Annotated in this window: 12 protein-coding genes; 7 read left to right on the top strand and 5 right to left on the bottom strand. The window is 66.9% G+C overall.

Going from position 1 to position 16,533, the window contains the following annotated elements; genetic code table 11:
- Positions 1-221 precede the first annotated feature (221 nt).
- The 6 genes from ABD301_RS10210 (at position 222) to ABD301_RS10185 (ending at position 7,093) form a co-directional block, all read left to right on the top strand.
- Positions 222-1,292 (top strand): FecCD family ABC transporter permease, encoded by a 1,071-nt coding sequence (locus ABD301_RS10210; protein ID WP_279583282.1) that lies wholly within the window; start codon positions 222-224, stop codon positions 1,290-1,292.
- On the top strand, positions 1,289-2,344 hold the full coding sequence (locus ABD301_RS10205; protein WP_344309258.1) for a FecCD family ABC transporter permease: 1,056 nt from the start codon (positions 1,289-1,291) through the stop codon (positions 2,342-2,344). The genes ABD301_RS10210 and ABD301_RS10205 overlap by 4 nt, the downstream gene beginning before the upstream one ends.
- Entirely contained in the window at positions 2,341-3,156 is an 816-nt protein-coding gene (locus ABD301_RS10200) for an ABC transporter ATP-binding protein (RefSeq protein WP_344309256.1), read from the top strand. Before ABD301_RS10205 ends, ABD301_RS10200 begins: the two co-directional genes overlap by 4 nt.
- 170 nt (positions 3,157-3,326) lie before the next feature.
- On the top strand, positions 3,327-3,992 hold the full coding sequence (locus tag ABD301_RS10195) for a DedA family protein (protein WP_344309254.1): 666 nt from the start codon (positions 3,327-3,329) through the stop codon (positions 3,990-3,992).
- Between the two features lie 49 nt (positions 3,993-4,041).
- Complete coding sequence (gene idi, locus ABD301_RS10190) at positions 4,042-4,638, top strand: isopentenyl-diphosphate Delta-isomerase (protein WP_344309252.1); 597 nt, start codon at positions 4,042-4,044, stop codon at positions 4,636-4,638.
- 55 nt (positions 4,639-4,693) lie between these two features.
- Complete coding sequence (locus tag ABD301_RS10185) at positions 4,694-7,093, top strand: TPR repeat domain-containing protein (protein ID WP_344309250.1); 2,400 nt, start codon at positions 4,694-4,696, stop codon at positions 7,091-7,093.
- A gap of 45 nt (positions 7,094-7,138) precedes the next feature.
- Here the strand turns inward: ABD301_RS10185 and ABD301_RS10180 are convergent, their stop codons facing one another.
- The 3 genes from ABD301_RS10180 to ABD301_RS10170 form a co-directional block, all read right to left on the bottom strand.
- Positions 7,139-10,273 carry a TIM-barrel domain-containing protein gene (locus tag ABD301_RS10180; RefSeq protein WP_344309248.1) on the bottom strand — a complete coding sequence of 1,045 codons (3,135 nt, stop codon included), beginning with the start codon at positions 10,271-10,273 and terminating at the stop codon, positions 7,139-7,141.
- Positions 10,274-10,459: 186 nt separating this feature from the next.
- Positions 10,460-11,245, bottom strand: coding sequence for a DeoR/GlpR family DNA-binding transcription regulator (locus ABD301_RS10175; RefSeq protein WP_344309246.1), 786 nt, complete (start codon positions 11,243-11,245; stop codon positions 10,460-10,462).
- 362 nt (positions 11,246-11,607) lie between these two features.
- Positions 11,608-12,117, bottom strand: coding sequence for a winged helix-turn-helix transcriptional regulator (locus ABD301_RS10170; RefSeq protein WP_344309244.1), 510 nt, complete (start codon positions 12,115-12,117; stop codon positions 11,608-11,610).
- Positions 12,118-12,195: 78 nt separating this feature from the next.
- On the opposite strand from ABD301_RS10170, the gene ABD301_RS10165 reads away from it, so the two are divergent.
- Positions 12,196-12,960, top strand: coding sequence for a class I SAM-dependent methyltransferase (locus tag ABD301_RS10165; protein WP_344309242.1), 765 nt, complete (start codon positions 12,196-12,198; stop codon positions 12,958-12,960).
- 822 nt (positions 12,961-13,782) lie between these two features.
- Here ABD301_RS10165 and ABD301_RS10160 read toward each other — a convergent pair.
- Together ABD301_RS10160 and ABD301_RS10155 are read right to left on the bottom strand one after the other, a co-directional pair.
- The gene (locus tag ABD301_RS10160; RefSeq protein WP_344310010.1) at positions 13,783-15,333 is read right to left on the bottom strand and encodes an alpha-amylase family glycosyl hydrolase; all 1,551 of its coding nucleotides are present in this window, start codon (positions 15,331-15,333) and stop codon (positions 13,783-13,785) included.
- Between the two features lie 2 nt (positions 15,334-15,335).
- Entirely contained in the window at positions 15,336-16,502 is a 1,167-nt protein-coding gene (locus ABD301_RS10155; RefSeq protein WP_344309240.1) for a CaiB/BaiF CoA transferase family protein, read from the bottom strand.
- Positions 16,503-16,533 lie beyond the last annotated feature (31 nt).

Below are 16,533 nucleotides of genomic sequence, written 5' to 3'. Positions count from 1 at the left end.
GCACGCTTTCCATGATCGCCAGCACTCACGCACCGTAGCCAACACAACGCGGAAATGCACTAGTCGAACAGGCTTGATCAAAAGTACGAACGGATGCCGCTCATCACAGATTTGACACCGGACCTGCCGGACCGGCCAGCTTTGTTAGCCTAACCTAAGCAAATGCGCGAGCCGCCCGCCTGCGCGTACGTGCCGACCGCGACCCCAGGAGGCGCCCCGCTGTGAGCAAGCTCGCGGTCGCTGCCCCGGCCGGCGACACCGTGGTCGGTCCGGAAGCGGCCGGCCGGCGCCACCGGAGCATCGGGATCAGGCTGACCGGCCTGCTCGTTGGCCTGACGGCGCTGGGGATCGTGGCGATCGCCAGCATCGCGATCGGCGCCCGCGCGATCCCGCTCGGCGTCACCCTGGACAGCCTCTTCGGCGGCCTGACCGGCCGAGACGCGGAAATCATTCGTACGCTCCGGATCCCGCGCACCCTGCTGGGCGCCGAGGTCGGCGTGGCGCTGGGCCTCGCCGGTGCGCTGATGCAGGCGCTGACCCGCAATCCGCTGGCCGACCCGGGCATTCTCGGCGTCACCGCCGGCGCTTCCGCCGCGGTGGTCACCGCAATCGCCTTTATCGGCATCGCGTCGTTGTCGGGTTACGTGTGGTTCGCACTGCTCGGCGCGGCGGCGGCCATGGTGCTGGTCTACACGCTGGCCAACCGGGGCCGCGGCGGCGCGACACCGGTTCGGCTGGCGCTGGCCGGTACGGCGATCACGTTCGCTCTCGGCGCGTACGTCTCCGGCGTCTCGCTGCTGGACACCACCACCTTTGACCAGTTCCGGTTCTGGGTGGTCGGCTCGCTCGGCGCGGCAACCTACGCCACGGTCTGGCAGGTGACACCGTTCCTGCTGGTCGGCGCGCTCTTGGCGCTTAGTCTCGTACGCCCACTGAACGCCATCGCGCTCGGCGAGGACACCTCCCGCGCACTCGGCGCGAAAGTGGAGCTGACCAGAGGCGTAGGAGTCGTGGCGATCACTCTTATGTGCGGCGCGGCGACCGCCGCTGTCGGGCCGATCGCGTTCGTCGGGTTGACCGTGCCGCACATCGCCCGCGCGATCACCGGCCCGGACCAGCGCTGGGTCCTGCCGTACTCGCTGGTCATCTCCCCGGCGCTGCTGCTGGCCGCGGACGTGGCCGGTCGCTGGCTGGGCAGCCCCGGCGAGCTGCAGGTGGGCATCGTGACACCGCTGATAGGCGCCCCGCTGTTCGTCTGGCTGGTACGCGGGCGCCGGGTGCCGCAGCTGTGACCGCCGCGCCCGAAGTCCTGCACCGGCGGACCGTACGTACGCGGCAGCTGTCGCTGCGGTTCCGGCCACGAACAGTCGTCGTCTGCGGTGCCCTGGTCGTCGCCCTGCTCACGTTGGTGGTGATCGCCACCGGGACCGGCGACTTCCCGATCTCACCGCTGGACGTCGTACGTACGCTCGTCGGCGCCGGCGACCACATCAACGACTTCATCGTCTTCGGCCTCCGGCTCCCCCGCGTGTTGGTCGGACTTATGTGCGGGATCGCGCTGGGGATGGCCGGCGGGATCTTCCAGAGCCTGTCCGGCAATCCCCTGGGCAGCCCGGACATCGTCGGCTTCACCAGCGGCTCGGCCACCGGCGCGCTGCTGATGATCCTGGTTTTCGGCGGCGGCCAGTTCGGCATCGCGATCGGCGCGGTGGTGTCAGGTGCGGTGACCACCGCGCTTGTCTACGCGCTGGCTTTCAAGCGTGGCGCGCAGGGCTACCGGCTGATCCTGGTCGGCATCGCCGTCGGCGCCGCTCTGTCGTCGGTCAACGCGTACTTGTTGACCAGGGCCGAGGTGAACGACGCCCAACAGGCCGCGGTGTGGCTGATCGGCAGCCTGAATGGACGCGGCTGGTCGCAGGTGTGGCCGCTGGCGGCCGCGCTGGTTGTGCTGATGCCGGTCACGCTGTGGCTGGGCCGCGGCCTGGACGTGCTGGAAATGGGCGACGACGCGGCACGGGCGCTGGGCGTACGGGTCGAGATGACCCGTGGGCTGCTGCTGCTCGTTGGCGTCGGGCTGACCGCGGCGGCGACCGCGGCGGCCGGCCCGATCGGCTTCGTGGCGCTGGCGGCTCCGCACCTGGCCCGCCGGCTGACCGGCGCGCCGGGCGCCGGGCTGCTCGCCGCCGGCCTGATGGGCGGCGCGTTGTTGCTGGTCAGCGACCTGGCAGCAGAGCGGCTCATCGCCGGCGTACAACTACCGGTCGGGGTGATGACCGGCGCGATTGGCGGGATCTATCTGATTTGGCTGCTGGCGAGCCAGTGGCGGGCAGGACGGGCATCATGAGCAATCGGCTGGCGGCGCAGGACCTCCGGCTCGCGTACGACACGCGAGTGGTCGTCGAGGACCTGTCGGTGACGATCCCGGACAGCTCGTTCACGGTGGTGGTCGGCCCGAACGCGTGCGGCAAGTCGACCCTGCTGCGGGCGCTGTCCCGGATGCTCAAACCCAAGACCGGTGCGGTCTATCTCGATGGCGCCGCCATTTCCTCGTACCGTACGAAAGAAGTGGCCCGTCGCCTCGGACTGTTACCGCAGACCTCGGTCGCGCCGGACGCCATCTCGGTGGCGGACCTGGTGGCCCGTGGCCGCTACCCGCACCAGAAGCTGCTGCGGCAGTGGTCGCCGGCCGACGAGTCGGCAGTCACCCGCGCGATGGCCGCGACCGGGGTGTCCGACCTGGTCGGGCGCTATGTCGACGAGCTCTCCGGCGGCCAGCGGCAGCGGGTCTGGCTGGCGATGATCCTGGCCCAGGAGACCTCGATCCTGCTGCTGGACGAGCCGACCACCTTCCTGGACATCGGCCACCAGATCGACATGCTGGACCTGTGCGCCGACCTGCACTCCGAGCATGGGTACACGCTGGTCGCGGTGCTGCACGACCTCAATCACGCCTGCCGGTACGCGACCCACCTGATCGTGATGGACGGCGGCCAGATCATCGCCTCCGGCCCGCCCGCCAAGGTGATGACCGCCGACCTCGTACGGGATGTCTTCGGGCTGGCCTGCCGGGTGATCGACGACCCGGAGACCGGCACCGCGCTGATCATCCCGGCCAGCCGCAAATCAGCCGGACAGGTCCGCGACCTCGCAGGGTGACCTGTGGCGTCATACGAAAGGGGGTGGTCACCCCCACAGGTCTCATCATCAAGGCTATTTCTGCGAGACCAAGGTCTTCTCTCAGGGTGAACCCCGTTGCCACCCGCTCCGCCGGCTGACAGCCTCGGGACAAGCGGTTAAAAGAAATCCCACGGGGAGGCACGTACACCATGCATGACATCGGGATGTGGCTGAGCCACGCTCCAGCTCTGCTCGTGTACGCGACTGTCGCGCTGCTGATCGGTCTGGAGAGCATGGGCATCCCGCTGCCCGGCGAGGCGACGCTGATCAGCGCCGCACTGCTCGCCGCGGCTGGCGTGGTGGACCCGTTCGCGGTGGCCGCCGCCGGCATCACCGGAGCGGTCGTGGGCGACTCGCTGGGCTACTACATCGGCCGGCGGGGTGGCCGGTCACTGCTGGCCCGGCTCGGCCGGCGCTTCCCGAAACACTTCGGTCCGGAGAAAATCGGGACGGCGGAACAGGTTTTCGCGCATTCAGCGGTGTGGGCGGTGTTCTTCGGCCGGTTCGTCGTGGTGCTGCGGGTCCTCGCCGGACCGCTCGCCGGCACCCTCCGGATGCCGTACAAACGCTTCCTCGCGGCCAACGTGGCCGGCGGGGTGGTGTGGGCCGGTGGGATGACCGCGCTGATGTACGGGCTCGGTTCGGCCGCCCGGATCTGGCTCGACCACTATTCGTGGGTGATCTTCGTGGGCGCGCTCGGCCTCGGGATGCTCATCACCGGCATCGCCGGGATGGTGGCCCGCCGCCGGCTGATGGCCGCCGCACCGGAGCCGGAGAGTCCACGGGAACTCGCTTCGGCCGGCCAGGCACGCTGATTCGCGTACCGTACGACCGGTGCACGAGTGCCGGCGGACGGAGTGACCGATGGAAAGCGTTGTTCTGCTTGACGAGCGCGGCGAGGCCATCGGGACCGCCGCCAAGGCGACCGTCCACCATGCCCGTACGCCGTTGCACCTCGCGTTTTCCTGCTATCTCTTCGACTCCGCCGGCCGGCTGCTGCTGACCCGCCGCGCGCTCACCAAAAAGACGTGGCCAGGCGTGTGGACGAACACCTGCTGCGGGCATCCGCTGCCGGGCGAGGCGGTCGCCGACGCGGTCCGCCGCCGGCTGACCGACGAGCTCGGGATCGCCCCGACCAGCCTCGACCTGATCCTGCCGAGGTTCCGCTACACGGCGACCATGGACGACGGCGTACGGGAAAACGAGATGTGCCCGGTTTTCCGTGCCACCACTGACAAACAACCGCACCCCGAACCGGCCGAGGTCGACTCGTACCGGTGGGTCGACTGGACCACCTTGCTATCCGGCGTTGCCGACGGCAGCCAGCCCATCTCGCCCTGGTGCACCGACCAACTTCGCGAACTCGCCGTGCTCGGCGCTGACCCGCTGGGCTGGCCGACGGGCTCGACGGCCGAGCTGCCGCCGGCGGCCTTGGCACGAAACGGGGATCTGCGCGGCTGAGGCCGAAACTACCGTCACCGGTGAGTTCGTTCCTCTCACCGGCACGGAGACAGCGATGGCCAGCACGCCAGACATTCCTGACACGCCAGCGGATCCCGGCACCATCGAGGCCGGCGCGAACCAGCTGCGTACCATCGCCGCCACCATCACCGGGCACGGTCAGGACGTGAACGCCGCCGTGAACACCGCGGCCCTGCAGTTCTCGGACGTCATCAGCGGGCCGATCAAGGACCTGGCCAGCAAGAACCTCGGCGCATTCCAGGCCGCGTACGCGAGTGCCGCTTATGGCGCGGACGTCACCCACAGTTGGTCTCAGGACGTACAAACTTTCAAGACCGAGCGCAACAAACTGTTCGCCAACTGGCAGTGGGACCAGAGCCATAACTTCGCGGTGCCGCAGCTGTTCGTACCCGGCAACGCCACCGCGGCGGAGGCGAAGAAGGTCACCGACGCGTACAACTCGCAACTGAGCGCGGCGCAGACCAATGCCGCGAATGACATCAGCCTGCGGGCGTACCAGTTGCTGAACTGGCTGCGCGACCAGGCCAACGGCTGGGCCGGCCGGATTCAGCGCGATCCGACGGACGCCGACCTGCTGGCGCTGGCCAAGGCCGGCGGCCTTTCCTGGGGCTCCTACATCGGCTTTGGCAAACAGTCCGATCCGAGCGTTCCGCCGCCGCTCAGCGCCGCGGACGGCCAGCACGCGGCCGACGTGATCAAGCGCGGCCCGAACGACCCGGAATACGCCAAGGCACTCGCCCTGCTCGGGTTGGTCGGCGGTTATGCGGTCTGGGCGCAGAAAAACGGCGAGCAACTCACCGCCGGCGAGCTGGCCTATCTGAAGGCGTTGTACGGAAATATCAGCCGCGACGATCTACTGAACGCCACCTTCGGGCAGAACAAGGCGCAGCTGGCCGCGTTGGGGAACGGCATTCTGGCGCTGTCCAACGAGAAACTCGGCGGCTCGTACGGTGACCTGCCGCAGTATTTGCGTGACCTGCTGGACAAACCCGCGGTCACCTCAAGGGTCGACTACATCGGCGATCAAATCACCAGCGTCTACGCCGTGCACGATCTCGCGAGTTTCGAAAAGCTGGGAGTCCTGCTGGGCAACGCCGACCACAACCTGGTCGGCGGCACCCAGTTCTCCCAGAACCTGACCAACCGGGTCGGCGAGATCGTCGACCTCGCGCAGCGCGTACACGACGCGCCGACCGGGAACCCGGTGTCCATCGAGGACGCCAACAACCACGGCGATCCGTTCAACGACCTGAAAAACTTCGGGAACGTGCAGAACGCGGCGCAGGCCCTGATCGGGGTGTCCACCCGCAACCACGAGGCCAACTACCACATCCTGTCCGGCGATCTCGGCGTCAGCACCCTCGCCGAGCTCACCCATTTCGACTGGCCGGACAAGGGAGTCGCCGCCGCTGGGCTGGTCAACTGGATCGCACAGGACGGCACGAACACCGATCACAGCAGCCCGGAATACCAACATGCCACCCAGGCTGCCCGGATTCTGGTGCAGGCCCTGGACAACACGACCACCGACAAGAACGGGTACGGCGACACACTGCCCAGCTCGTTCCAGAACTTCTACTCCGACTTCCACAAGAATTCGGCCTTCTCCTCCGGACTCGCCAATATCGCGAACACCTACCTCGACGACTTCGCCGAGGACGCACCAGGAGACCACCAAACCCGCATCGGGGTGGACGGATCGCTGTCCATCAACGATCCCGACCGGCAGCACTTTCTCGCCCTGGTCGGTGCCGATCCGAACGCGCTGAAGGCGCTGTCCATCAAGGCCGGCGAGTACGAGGCCGGCCTGCTGCAGGACGCACAGACCGGAAAACGGGACCCGAGCACGGTGCTGAGCCACGTCGCCAACCTCAACGGCGAGCTCGCGGCGGCGCCGGCGAACGTCGAGAAGATCGACAACTACCTGAAATATCAGCACGACTCAAAGGCGTACTCGGACACTCTTTACTACGTTGGGGTGGGAAAGGCGGTCGTACAGTTCGGCGGCGGCCTCATTCCCGGCGGCAACGGGGCTCCCGGGCTGTTGATCGGGCAGCTGGTGGATGCCTTCACACACCATGAGATCAAGGCACCGACGCTCAACGAGGCCGCCGCCTACCAGCCGCCCGACAGCCAGGGCGCCGGACACCTGCCGGCCGCGTACGACTACCTGAACGCGGCTCTTGCCACCGGGAAAATCACCCCCGACCAGCTGCCAGCACAGCTCGTCGACAACTCCGGCGCAAAACCGCACCTGGTCGGACTGGACCATTTCAACGACCCCAGCGTGGCCACCTCCTTGGAGGACCTGACTCGCAAACTCGGCGGTCAGGCGGCCACCGACTACATCCAGAACTACGACACCCAGTCGTGGATCGCCTACCAGCGTTCCCAGGGCAGCACTGGCGCCGCCATTCTGCAAGGCGAAAAATAGCCAGCGTCCAAGCCCACCATCGCCGATGGTGGGCTTGGACCGGCCTTACGAAGCGACCGCCGCCGCGAAAACGTGCAGGGCGGTGTTTGCCGGCAGGGTGATCGCGACAACCTGTTTGCCGGCCGTTGTCGGGATGGTGTTGGAGAAGACTTTGTACGGAACAGTCGGGTAAGCAGCGCCCGTTTGGGTGTTCTTCCCCATCACCGTGGCCACCGTGGTCGCGCCGTACTGCGTCGGATCGGCGCAACACCAGTTCGGGAAGCCGGTGTCGGCCTGGCTGGTCGAGCCATCCGCGTACCAAAGGGTGACGGTGCCCTTGGACGTGCCGGTGCCAGTGCCCACGAGCACGAGTTTTGATCCGGTGCCCTGCAAAGCGACCGTCTGGCCGGCACCGACGACGTTGTCGGCCGCGCCGGTTCCGGCGGCTGGCCACCTCATTTGGGCGCCGTTAGTGGTGAAAGTGGCATTCGGTGTCAGCCCGGCGTCGGCCAGTCCCTCGGCCCGGAAGCTGCTGCCACCGCCGTCGAGGTTGCCGGCGGTGACGTGAGCCGCGTCGGTGACGCCGACATTTGCGTACGCGGCGGCCAAAGACGCGTACGGCACCGTGACGGTCGCCGAGTCGACCACCCGGTGGCCGGCGACTCTGGCCTGGTAAGTCGCGGTGGCGGTGAGTTTGTAGTCCGCCGGCTTCAGGCTCGCGGCCGGCGTCAGTTTCACCGGCACGGTGACGGTCCTGCCCGGCATCACCAACGGCAACCGGCCGCCGACCGCAACCTGGAAACCTTCCGGCGCCTGTACGGAAACGGCGACATCACGGACCGGAAGTGGCGTGTTGTTGGTGAAACTCGCCGTCGCCGTGGTGGTGTGACCGGGAGCGACCAGCTGTGGCGCCGTCAGCGACACCGTCGCGTTGTTGTCGGCCGGGAAATACCCGCCGACCGCGCTGCTGCCAAAGAGGCGTACGTCCTGGGTGCTGCCCGCCGCGACCGGCGCGGTCTTCACTCGTACGACCCCGTTGACCTCGTCGTACCACCAGCCGGATGGCGCCGCGTCGAGCGCCACTTTGCTGCCGTACGAGCGCAGAATCGACGTGCCCGCCTGAACGAGTGCGGGCTTGGATCCACTGTGGACGGTCATGACGTATGTCCGGTTGGTCGGCTTGCCAGCGTACGAGCCGGTGCTCGCGCCGATCCGTACGGCCACGGTGCCCGGACCAGACTGCGGGGCGTCCACGGTGAAGGTCTGCGTTGAACGAGCTGTCGACCGCGTCACGCCGTCGTCCTCGGACAGCGTGAACTTCCCCTTTCCCTGCGGATAGACGTCGAGGTCAAGCTCGCTCTTGTTCCGTGTCTGCCACGAAGTAGTGCCTTCGGGCCACATCGGCACCACAGCCCCGGCTCGTACGAACAGCGGCAGCGTGTCCAGCGGCGCGTCGTAACCGTCCACTGTGGTCGGTCCGGTGTACGAACGGCCCGACCAGTAGTCGACCCAGGTGCCCTTGGGCAGATAGATGCCGTCGCGGGTGTTCGACTTCTGGTAGACCGGCGCGACCAGGAAATCGGTGCCGGACAGGAACTCGTACTTTGCCTTGTCTCCCCAGACATTCGGGTCGTTCGGGTATTCCAGCGCGAGCGGCCGGACCTGGCCGACACCAGTATCGTGCGCCTGGACCGAATAGCTGTACGTGTAAGGCAGTAGTCTTTCCTTGAGCAGCAGGTATTTCTTGTTGATCGACGTGTAGGGCTCGCCCTGCTGCCACGGCTGCTTGTCCGACGATGCCCAGCCGTCCATCGTCATCGCCACCGGCAGGAACGACTTCCACTGCAGGTCCCGGACGTACGTTTGCGGGCTGCCGCCGAAAATTCCGTCGATGTCACCGGTGTTGTAAGCGATGCCGGACGTGGTCGCGCCGGCATAGGTCGGGATCTGCCAGCGAATGTAGTCGTACGAGCCGGACTGGTCGCCGCTCCACAGCACCCCGCAGCGTTGCGCGCCAGCCCAGCTCACCGGCTGCCACACGAATCCGCGGGCGTCGCTGTTGTCTTCGATGCCCTTTTTCGCGGTGTCGCAGGCGTCCAGCGCGAACTGGTAGCCGTCACCCACCCAGGCCACGTCGAGTTTGCGCACCCGTACCCCGGCCTGCACCTCGGCGGCCTGGTTGGGCAGCCCGTTTTCGGTCCACAGCCCGAGTTGCATGTTGTCCTTGCGCAACCCGTCGCCGGTCTGGGACAGGTTTTCGTACCCGCAGCCATAACCGTCGTTGACCAGCATCCATCCGTTCGGCATGCCGTTGTCGGCGTAGCCCTTCGCCACAGTCAACGCGTCGAGAGTGTGCCGCTCGCCGCGGTTCGCGTTGTGCAGATAGCAGTCCGAGTCACCGGTCTCCAGACCGTAGATCGGAGGCAGGAAAGGCTTTCCGACCAGGTCGGTGTAGCCGGAAATGATGTCCTTGAGCCCGTCACCCACGACGTAGACCGCGTCGAACCGGCGCTCGTCGTGCGTGGTCTTGACGGGATCGGTGAAGGAGTAGCTGCCCGGCGCGAAAGTGTTGCGCAGCACGCCATAACCGGCCGTCGAAGCGTAGAACGGCTGCGAGTTCGGTGCCCCGCCGTCATTCCAGTTGTCGTCCGCGAAGATCTTGATCGTCTGGTCCCGGTGACTGAACCGCCCGTTTTGCTCGCCACCGCCGACAAACTGCTCGGATGCCGTCCGCATCAGCGTCTGGGTCGTGCTGGTGCCGGTCCAGGATAGCGGCGCCGACTCCGCCCAGATCCGCCTCTTGTTCGCGGCATCGTAAAGAGCGAACCGCAGCGGCTGTTTGTACGCACGCAAAGTCGCTTTCGGAGTGGAAATAGTCCAATATCCACCCTTGTCGGCCCGTACCGGCGTCACCGGTGCGCCGGTCCGCGGCAGGATGATCCGACTGCCGGCCGGATCGGCGAAGGTGCCGTCCGGCGCGAGCCAGATCCGCACCGCGGCGGCGGTCGGGAAACTCACCCGCACCGCCGCCGCGCCGGAAGTCAGCGTCACGGTCGAACCGTCCGCCGAGATCCCGGTCAGGTCGCCGAGCTGGCCGGCCGGCGGCGGCGCGGCGTAGGCCGGCATCGCCGGAATGCTGACCGTCAGGCCGAGCACGACCGCCGCCAACAGGGACCAGACCACTTGCGTGACTCTGCTCATTCACAGCACCTTTCGCGCATCAGTACGCAGGATGCTCTGTGTATAGCGCAGAATCTGATGGATGTCACCACCCACGACTTACGATCAGAAGCGAGAGCACAACACACAGTGGTGTTCGATGTCGAGATCGACCGAACCATCCCCACTTGGCCGAAATGTCACTGCACGGGGCCCGCGGGGTCGGGCTCAGACCGACAGCACCTCGACGCCGGCGGCTTCGAAGGCCCGTACCGTGGCCGGCTCCGCATCGGTGTCCGTGACCAGCGTGTGCACCCGCTCGGTCGGGCAGATCCGGGCGAAGGCGCGGCGGCCGAGCTTGGACCCGTCGGCAACCGCGACCACCCGCGCCGCCCGGTCCACCATCAGCCGGTTGATGCTCGCCTCACCCTCATGGTGGGCGAACGCGCCACTGTCCGGATCGAACGCGTCGACGCCCAGGAACAGCACATCGAGCGTCAGCTCGTTGAGCACCCAGGTCGCCAGCGGCCCACTCAGCTCGAACGACTGCGGCCGCGCCACCCCGCCGGTCACCACGATCTTGATATTGGGTCGTACGGCCAGCTCGTGCGCGATGTTGAGCGCATTCGTCACCACGGTCAGACCCGGCGCCTCGCCGCGGGTGCCCAGATCCGCCCGCATCGCCAGAGCGCGCGCGATGCTCGCCGTCGTCGTACCGCCGTTGAGGCCAACCGACATCCCCGGCTCGGCCAACGCGGCCGCCGCCGCACTGATCCGCTGCTTCTCCGGCGCGTTCCGCGCGGTCTTATAGCGCAGCGGCAGATCGTACGCGAGATCGTTCGCCACCGCGCCACCGCGCGTACGCGTCAACAACTGCTGCTCAGCCAGGTAGTCCAGATCCCGCCGAATCGTCGACGCGGACACGTCCAACTCCTCCGCGACATCCTCGACGACCAACTGCTCCCGCTGCCCGAGCATCCCCAGCAGAGTGGTCAGCCGCTCATGCCGCACCATTCTCCGCCACTTCCTCACTCAGTTTGATGCACTCTTACCCGCCGTTTCGAGCAGTATGATGCATCAACTCCGCGCCCTCGCACGCAACCCGCCGCGCCCCCGCAACGACATCCTCTGGCAAACAGGGTCAACGACCGAGCCAAGGTCGATCATTTCGATTCCCCGCGGGTACGTCGACTCCGCGTCCCTGTCCAAACGGAAGATCGCTGTCTCCAGACCAAAGTTGTTGTCATAGTCCCTGATCAGTTCGGGCGGCAGCCGACCTAAACCGAAACAATGCACCATCTGTGCGCGCGTCCGCCAGAGCGAGCAACGGCGACAGGCGCGACAAAGGTCGGCATGACCGGCGCGAGCTGGCTCGCCTAGTTATCGCTTCGGCGTGAGGTCATGAGCTGGCCGAGCATCCGCGTTCCAGGGCCCGAGCGGCCGCCAGGACCAGGAAGCTGCGTCGTGTTGTCCAGGGTGAGCGGCTCGCCGCAGTGTCCGCACCCGGTCACCGGGGTCGTGACGTGGGCGCAACCCAGGTGGCGGATCACCGCTGGCGGGCCGTCCTGGCCGGCATACCAGCGGTCTCCCCAGTTCATCAGGGCAAGCAGGACCGGATAGAGATCCTTGCCCTTCTCGGTCGGCAGGTAGTGCTCGCGCGGCGGGTGCTCCTGGTAGCGCTCGCGGACCAACACCTGTTCGGCGACCAGCCGGGCCAGCCGGGCGGCCAGCACCTTGCGGGAGATGCCCAGGTCGTACGCAAGGTCGTCGAAGCGGGTGAGACCAGCCAGCACATCGCGCATGATCAGCGCCGTCCAGGCGTCGCCGAACAGGTCGGTGGCCCGGGCGATCGAGCAGGCCACACCTGCCAGTGGTGTCCTCGTCATTTGGGCACTGTAACTGAAGTTCCCTCAGGGAACTTCGCTCTGATAGATTCCCTGAGGGAACTTGTCGAGGAGGGCACTATGGCACCGCTGATCGAGCTGGATTCGGCGTCCGTTGCGGCGATCGACGGGCGGCACGTCCGGGCGGTCGCCTTGCAGGGCGTACGCATGGAATACGTGGCAGGCGTGCTGGCGAGGACGGGGCAGTCCGCTGCGGGCGGCCGGGCGCTGGTGGTCGGCAGCGGGCGCGGTCTGGTGGCCGCCGGGCTGCGCGACCTCGGGTTCGACGTCCTGGCGGTCGATCCGTCCGACGCCGCGACGGCGATGGCGCGGCAGGCGTACGGCGAGGCGGGCATCACCCACCGGACGGCTCCGGCGGAGGATCTCGGCCTCACGGACGAGCGCTTCGACCTGGCGTACTACGCGGACACCTTCGAGATCACCTCGGAGCTGGGCCCGGTGCTCGACCAGGCGGCCCGGGCGCTTCGTCCGGGCGGCGTGCTCGTCTATGACACGGTCACCCGGACGCTGCTGTCCCGGCTGGTCTACCTCGGCGCGTTCCAGGCGGTGCCGATGACCCGGATCATGCCGCCCGGCCGGTACGCGGCGGCACGCCTGCGCAAGCCCGCCGAACTGATCGTGGCGCTGGAGCACCACGGCCTGCGCAATGCCGACATCTGCGAGTTCAAGCCGACGGACCCGCGAAGCCTACTGAGGGCGGTAATGGCGCGCCGACAAGGCAAGATCGGCGACGCCCAGATCCCATCGATCGTCGACTTCGAGCTGTCACCCGGCAGTCGGGTGCATGTGACCTACCTCGGGTTCGCCGTCGCCGATCAGCCCTGACCTGCGCACATCCGGAAAACGTCGCGGAGGAGGTCCTGCATGGTCTTCCAGTCCGCAATCAACTGGGCCGGGCGCGGGCGTCGCCTTCAGATCGAGGTCAACGTAGTCTCCCCATACCAAACAGAACACCGACCGCTCACTGGCTGCTTGGCTTGAAAGACCGCGCGTCGGCCAACGCCGGTACGGGACCCGCGTACAACCACGCTCCATGTCCCCAAGAGTTCGCAAACTCAAGCCGGCCCGAGCCGCCAGGGTCTTCCTGGGTCATTCCCGCGGCCCGCCTGAGCCGGGCATCTGGTCGCCAAATGTCACCGATGCCAGCGCAGTGCCGCTCACGGGAGCCCGCGATTCCCAGTACATTCCGGAACAAACAGCCGCGCGACCCCAACAGCGCGGCTGGAGGTTGAAAGGGCTGGTGATTGTTGCGGTTGTGAGAGTGGTTGGCTTGGGGCTCGGCCAGAGTATTGCGGTTGCGACGCGGGCAGACCGAAAATCGCATCGGGGGTAGGACTCTTGGCCGCCGGGACTTGTGTTTCCCGGCGGCCAAGAGAGCCTGCTTACTGGGTCTGGCGAAAAGTGTTCCGCAAGGTCTTCGTTCGGGTCGTAATATGCCGGTGGGATGAATTCGGGAAACCGTCCATCATTTGTGCGGACCAATCCCCGTGGTGGATCATCCAATAATTCTGCGAACCCAGCCGACAGTTTCGAGCCTCACATCCTGCCGGCAATGGATGCGGTCAGGGTACTGGTGGCCGCGACGACCCGTTACTCGCGCCTGCTGCAAGTAACGAGGCGTTGCGGACACCAGGTCAGACAACAAGCTCAGCGAGTCAGCCACACCGTCGTAGCGGCGGGAACAACGGCCGAGTGATCCGAGCCGCTGGCGGCGACGACTCTTCCCCAGTCGGACGGCAGTGGATATGGGTCGTCGCCGAAAACAGTGACACACACGCCCGTACCACGACGGAAAGCCAGCACATCCGAGCGCCCGGTCGACAGAAACTCCGGCACCTCACCAGCCTCAAAGGTCGACTTCCGGGACGCCAAAGCAGAACGGTAAATCGCCAGGGTCGAGTCTGCTTTGGTCTGGGTAGCGCAGGCGTACGAGCCGAACCAGTCGGGTTGTGGCATCCAGGTTGTTTTGGAGGTGGAGAACCCAAAAGCTGGCGGGTCGGCGGTCCAGGGCAGTGGTACGCGGCAGCCGTCGCGGCCGAGGTCAGCCCCACCCGTACGAATCCACTTGGGATCCTGGCGGGCTTCGTCGGGGAGGTCGAGGACTTCCGGGAGGCCGAGCTCCTCACCTTGGTAAAGGTAGGCGGTGCCCGGCAAAGCGAGCATCAGCAGCGCCGCCGCCCGGGCTCGGCGCAGGCCCAGCTCGCCGCCACCGTAACGGGTCGGCGTCCGTTGTACGTCGTGGTTGTTCAGCACCCAGGCCAAACTGCGGCCGGCGGTCAGTGGGCCGGCGGCTTTTTCGATGGACTGCTGGAAAGCGGTGGCATCCCAGGGTTGCAGCAGCAGGTTGAAGTAAAACGACTGGTGCAGCTCGTCGTCAGCGAGACTGGCGGTCAGGTCATCCATGTCGTCGGTCCAGATCTCGCCGACAAAACTGAGCTGCCGGCTGGCCTCGTACGAGTCCGAGATGGCCCGCCAGCGACGGTAGATGCCGTGCAGTTCGGGCTGCCCGTGGGTGTACGGGTTGACCCGCCGGTTTCCGGCGTGGTCAAGGAAATCCTGATGTTTGATCATCGAGTCCGGTACGTCGATCCGGAATCCGTCGATGCCCCGGTCGAACCAGAATCGCAGGACTCCATCGAACATTTCGGCGACCTCGGGGTTACGCCAGTTGAAGTCGGCCTGCGAGGAGTCGAAAAGATTCAGATACCACTGGCCGGGCTGGCCGTCCGCCTCGGTCACTCGGGTCCACGCGGGGCCACCGAAAGAGGACTCCCAGGTGTTGGGTGGCAGCTCACCTTTGCCTTCACGAAAGAGAAAGCGTGCCCGCTCGGGAGAGCCAGGTCCGGCCGCCAGCGCGGCGACGAACCATGGGTGGCTGGTCGAGCAGTGGTTCGGCACCAGGTCCATGAGTACGCGCAGGCCGGCTTTGTGAGCCTCATCAAGCAAAAGTGCGTGCGCGTCCAGATCGCCGTACGCCGGCTCGATGTTCACGTAGTCGCTCACGTCGTAGCCGTGGTCGTGCTGCGGCGAGGGATAGCACGGATTCAGCCACAATCCGTCCACCCCGAGGTCCACCAAATGGCTCAGCCTGGACCGCAGTCCGCCCAGGTCGCCGATGCCGTCGCCGTTGGAGTCCGCGAAGGAACGCAGATATACCTGATAGAGCACCGCATCCTGCCACCACTGCCGATTCGGCATGGTCACCGTTCCCCTTCGTCAGACATCCAGTTGTCAAACCAGTCCGCGTGTTCGTCGAGCCTTGGCGGTGGCAGCCGATACGCCACCGGCGTCGCCGACAGTCGCACTGGATTTGCCGGCTGGCGTACGACAGTGCCGTCTTCCCGAGCCAGTTCGACGATCGGCTCGCAGCCGAGCTTTTCCGCGTACGCGAAGGCTTCCGCCACGTCGTTGACCACGCCGGCCGGCAGCCCCGCGGCGCCCAGCAGCGACACCCATTCCGCGGCTGGGCGGCGGCCGAGCGCGGCTTCCAGCGCCGCGGTCAGCTCGGCGCGATGGGCCGTACGACCGCCGTTGCCGGCATAACGTACGTCGCGGCCCAGCTCCGGCGCGCCGATCACCTGACAGAGCTTGGAAAACTGGGCGTCGTTGCCAACCGCCACGGCAAGTGGGCGGTCGGCCGCGCGCAGGGTCTGGTAAGGCACGATGCTCGGGTGTTCGTTGCCCAACCGGCCCGGCAGCACACCGGCGTTGAGGAAACTGGAGGCCTGGTTCACCAACCCCGCGAGGACGGCGTTCATCAGGCTGACCTCGACCCGCTGCCCTTCGCCGGTCCGCTCCCGGGCCTGCAACGCGGCGAGGATGCCGACCTGCAGGTTGAGGCTCGCGAGCACGTCGACCACCGCCACGCCGACCTTCGTCGGTTCGCCATCCGGCCACCCGGTGATGCTCATAAGACCGCCGACCGCCTGCATCAGGAAGTCGTAGCCACCGAGGTCCGCACCAGCGCCGCGGCTGCCGAACCCAGTCACCGAGGCGTAGACGAGCCCAGGATTGTCCGTACGCAGCCGCTCGTAGCCCAGTCCGAGACGGTCGGCGACCCCCGGTCGGAAATTCTCGACCAGCACGTCCGCCCGCGACGCCAGCGCGACGGCCCGCTCCAGATCCGCCGGGTCGGTGAGGTCGAGGGCGACGCTGCGCTTGTTGCGGTTGGCGGTCAGGTAGTACGTGGCCTCGCCGTCCGCGGTCCAGGGCGGACCCCAACTCCGGGTGTCGTCACCGCCGCCGGGCCGCTCGACCTTCACCACCGTGGCGCCCAGATCGCCCAGCGCGGCGGTCGCCATCGGCCCGGCCAGAATGCGGGAGAAGTCGGCGACGACAACTCCATCCAAAGCGCCGCTGTGTCCCATTAGACCGACCCTATGCGATCAGCAAGCTGAA

The sequence above is a fragment of the Fodinicola feengrottensis genome (assembly GCF_039530045.1).
GTDB classification, from domain to species: domain Bacteria; phylum Actinomycetota; class Actinomycetes; order Mycobacteriales; family HKI-0501; genus Fodinicola; species Fodinicola feengrottensis.
Note: the sequence above shows the minus strand (reverse complement) of the source record. Positions and strands in the feature narration are given on the sequence as shown.

Excerpts from the sequence above, each read along its gene's own strand:
- ABD301_RS10200 (WP_344309256.1), top strand. The coding sequence starts at position 2,341 with ATGAGCAATCGGCTGGCGGCGCAGGACCTCCGGCTCGCGTACGACACG.
- ABD301_RS10195 (WP_344309254.1), top strand. The coding sequence starts at position 3,327 with ATGCATGACATCGGGATGTGGCTGAGCCACGCTCCAGCTCTGCTCGTG.
- idi (WP_344309252.1), top strand. The coding sequence starts at position 4,042 with ATGGAAAGCGTTGTTCTGCTTGACGAGCGCGGCGAGGCCATCGGGACC.
- ABD301_RS10185 (WP_344309250.1), top strand. The coding sequence starts at position 4,694 with ATGGCCAGCACGCCAGACATTCCTGACACGCCAGCGGATCCCGGCACC.
- ABD301_RS10180 (WP_344309248.1), bottom strand. The coding sequence starts at position 10,273 with ATGAGCAGAGTCACGCAAGTGGTCTGGTCCCTGTTGGCGGCGGTCGTG.
- ABD301_RS10175 (WP_344309246.1), bottom strand. The coding sequence starts at position 11,245 with ATGGTGCGGCATGAGCGGCTGACCACTCTGCTGGGGATGCTCGGGCAG.
- ABD301_RS10170 (WP_344309244.1), bottom strand. The coding sequence starts at position 12,117 with ATGACGAGGACACCACTGGCAGGTGTGGCCTGCTCGATCGCCCGGGCC.
- ABD301_RS10165 (WP_344309242.1), top strand. The coding sequence starts at position 12,196 with ATGGCACCGCTGATCGAGCTGGATTCGGCGTCCGTTGCGGCGATCGAC.
- ABD301_RS10160 (WP_344310010.1), bottom strand. The coding sequence starts at position 15,333 with ATGCCGAATCGGCAGTGGTGGCAGGATGCGGTGCTCTATCAGGTATAT.
- ABD301_RS10155 (WP_344309240.1), bottom strand. The coding sequence starts at position 16,502 with ATGGGACACAGCGGCGCTTTGGATGGAGTTGTCGTCGCCGACTTCTCC.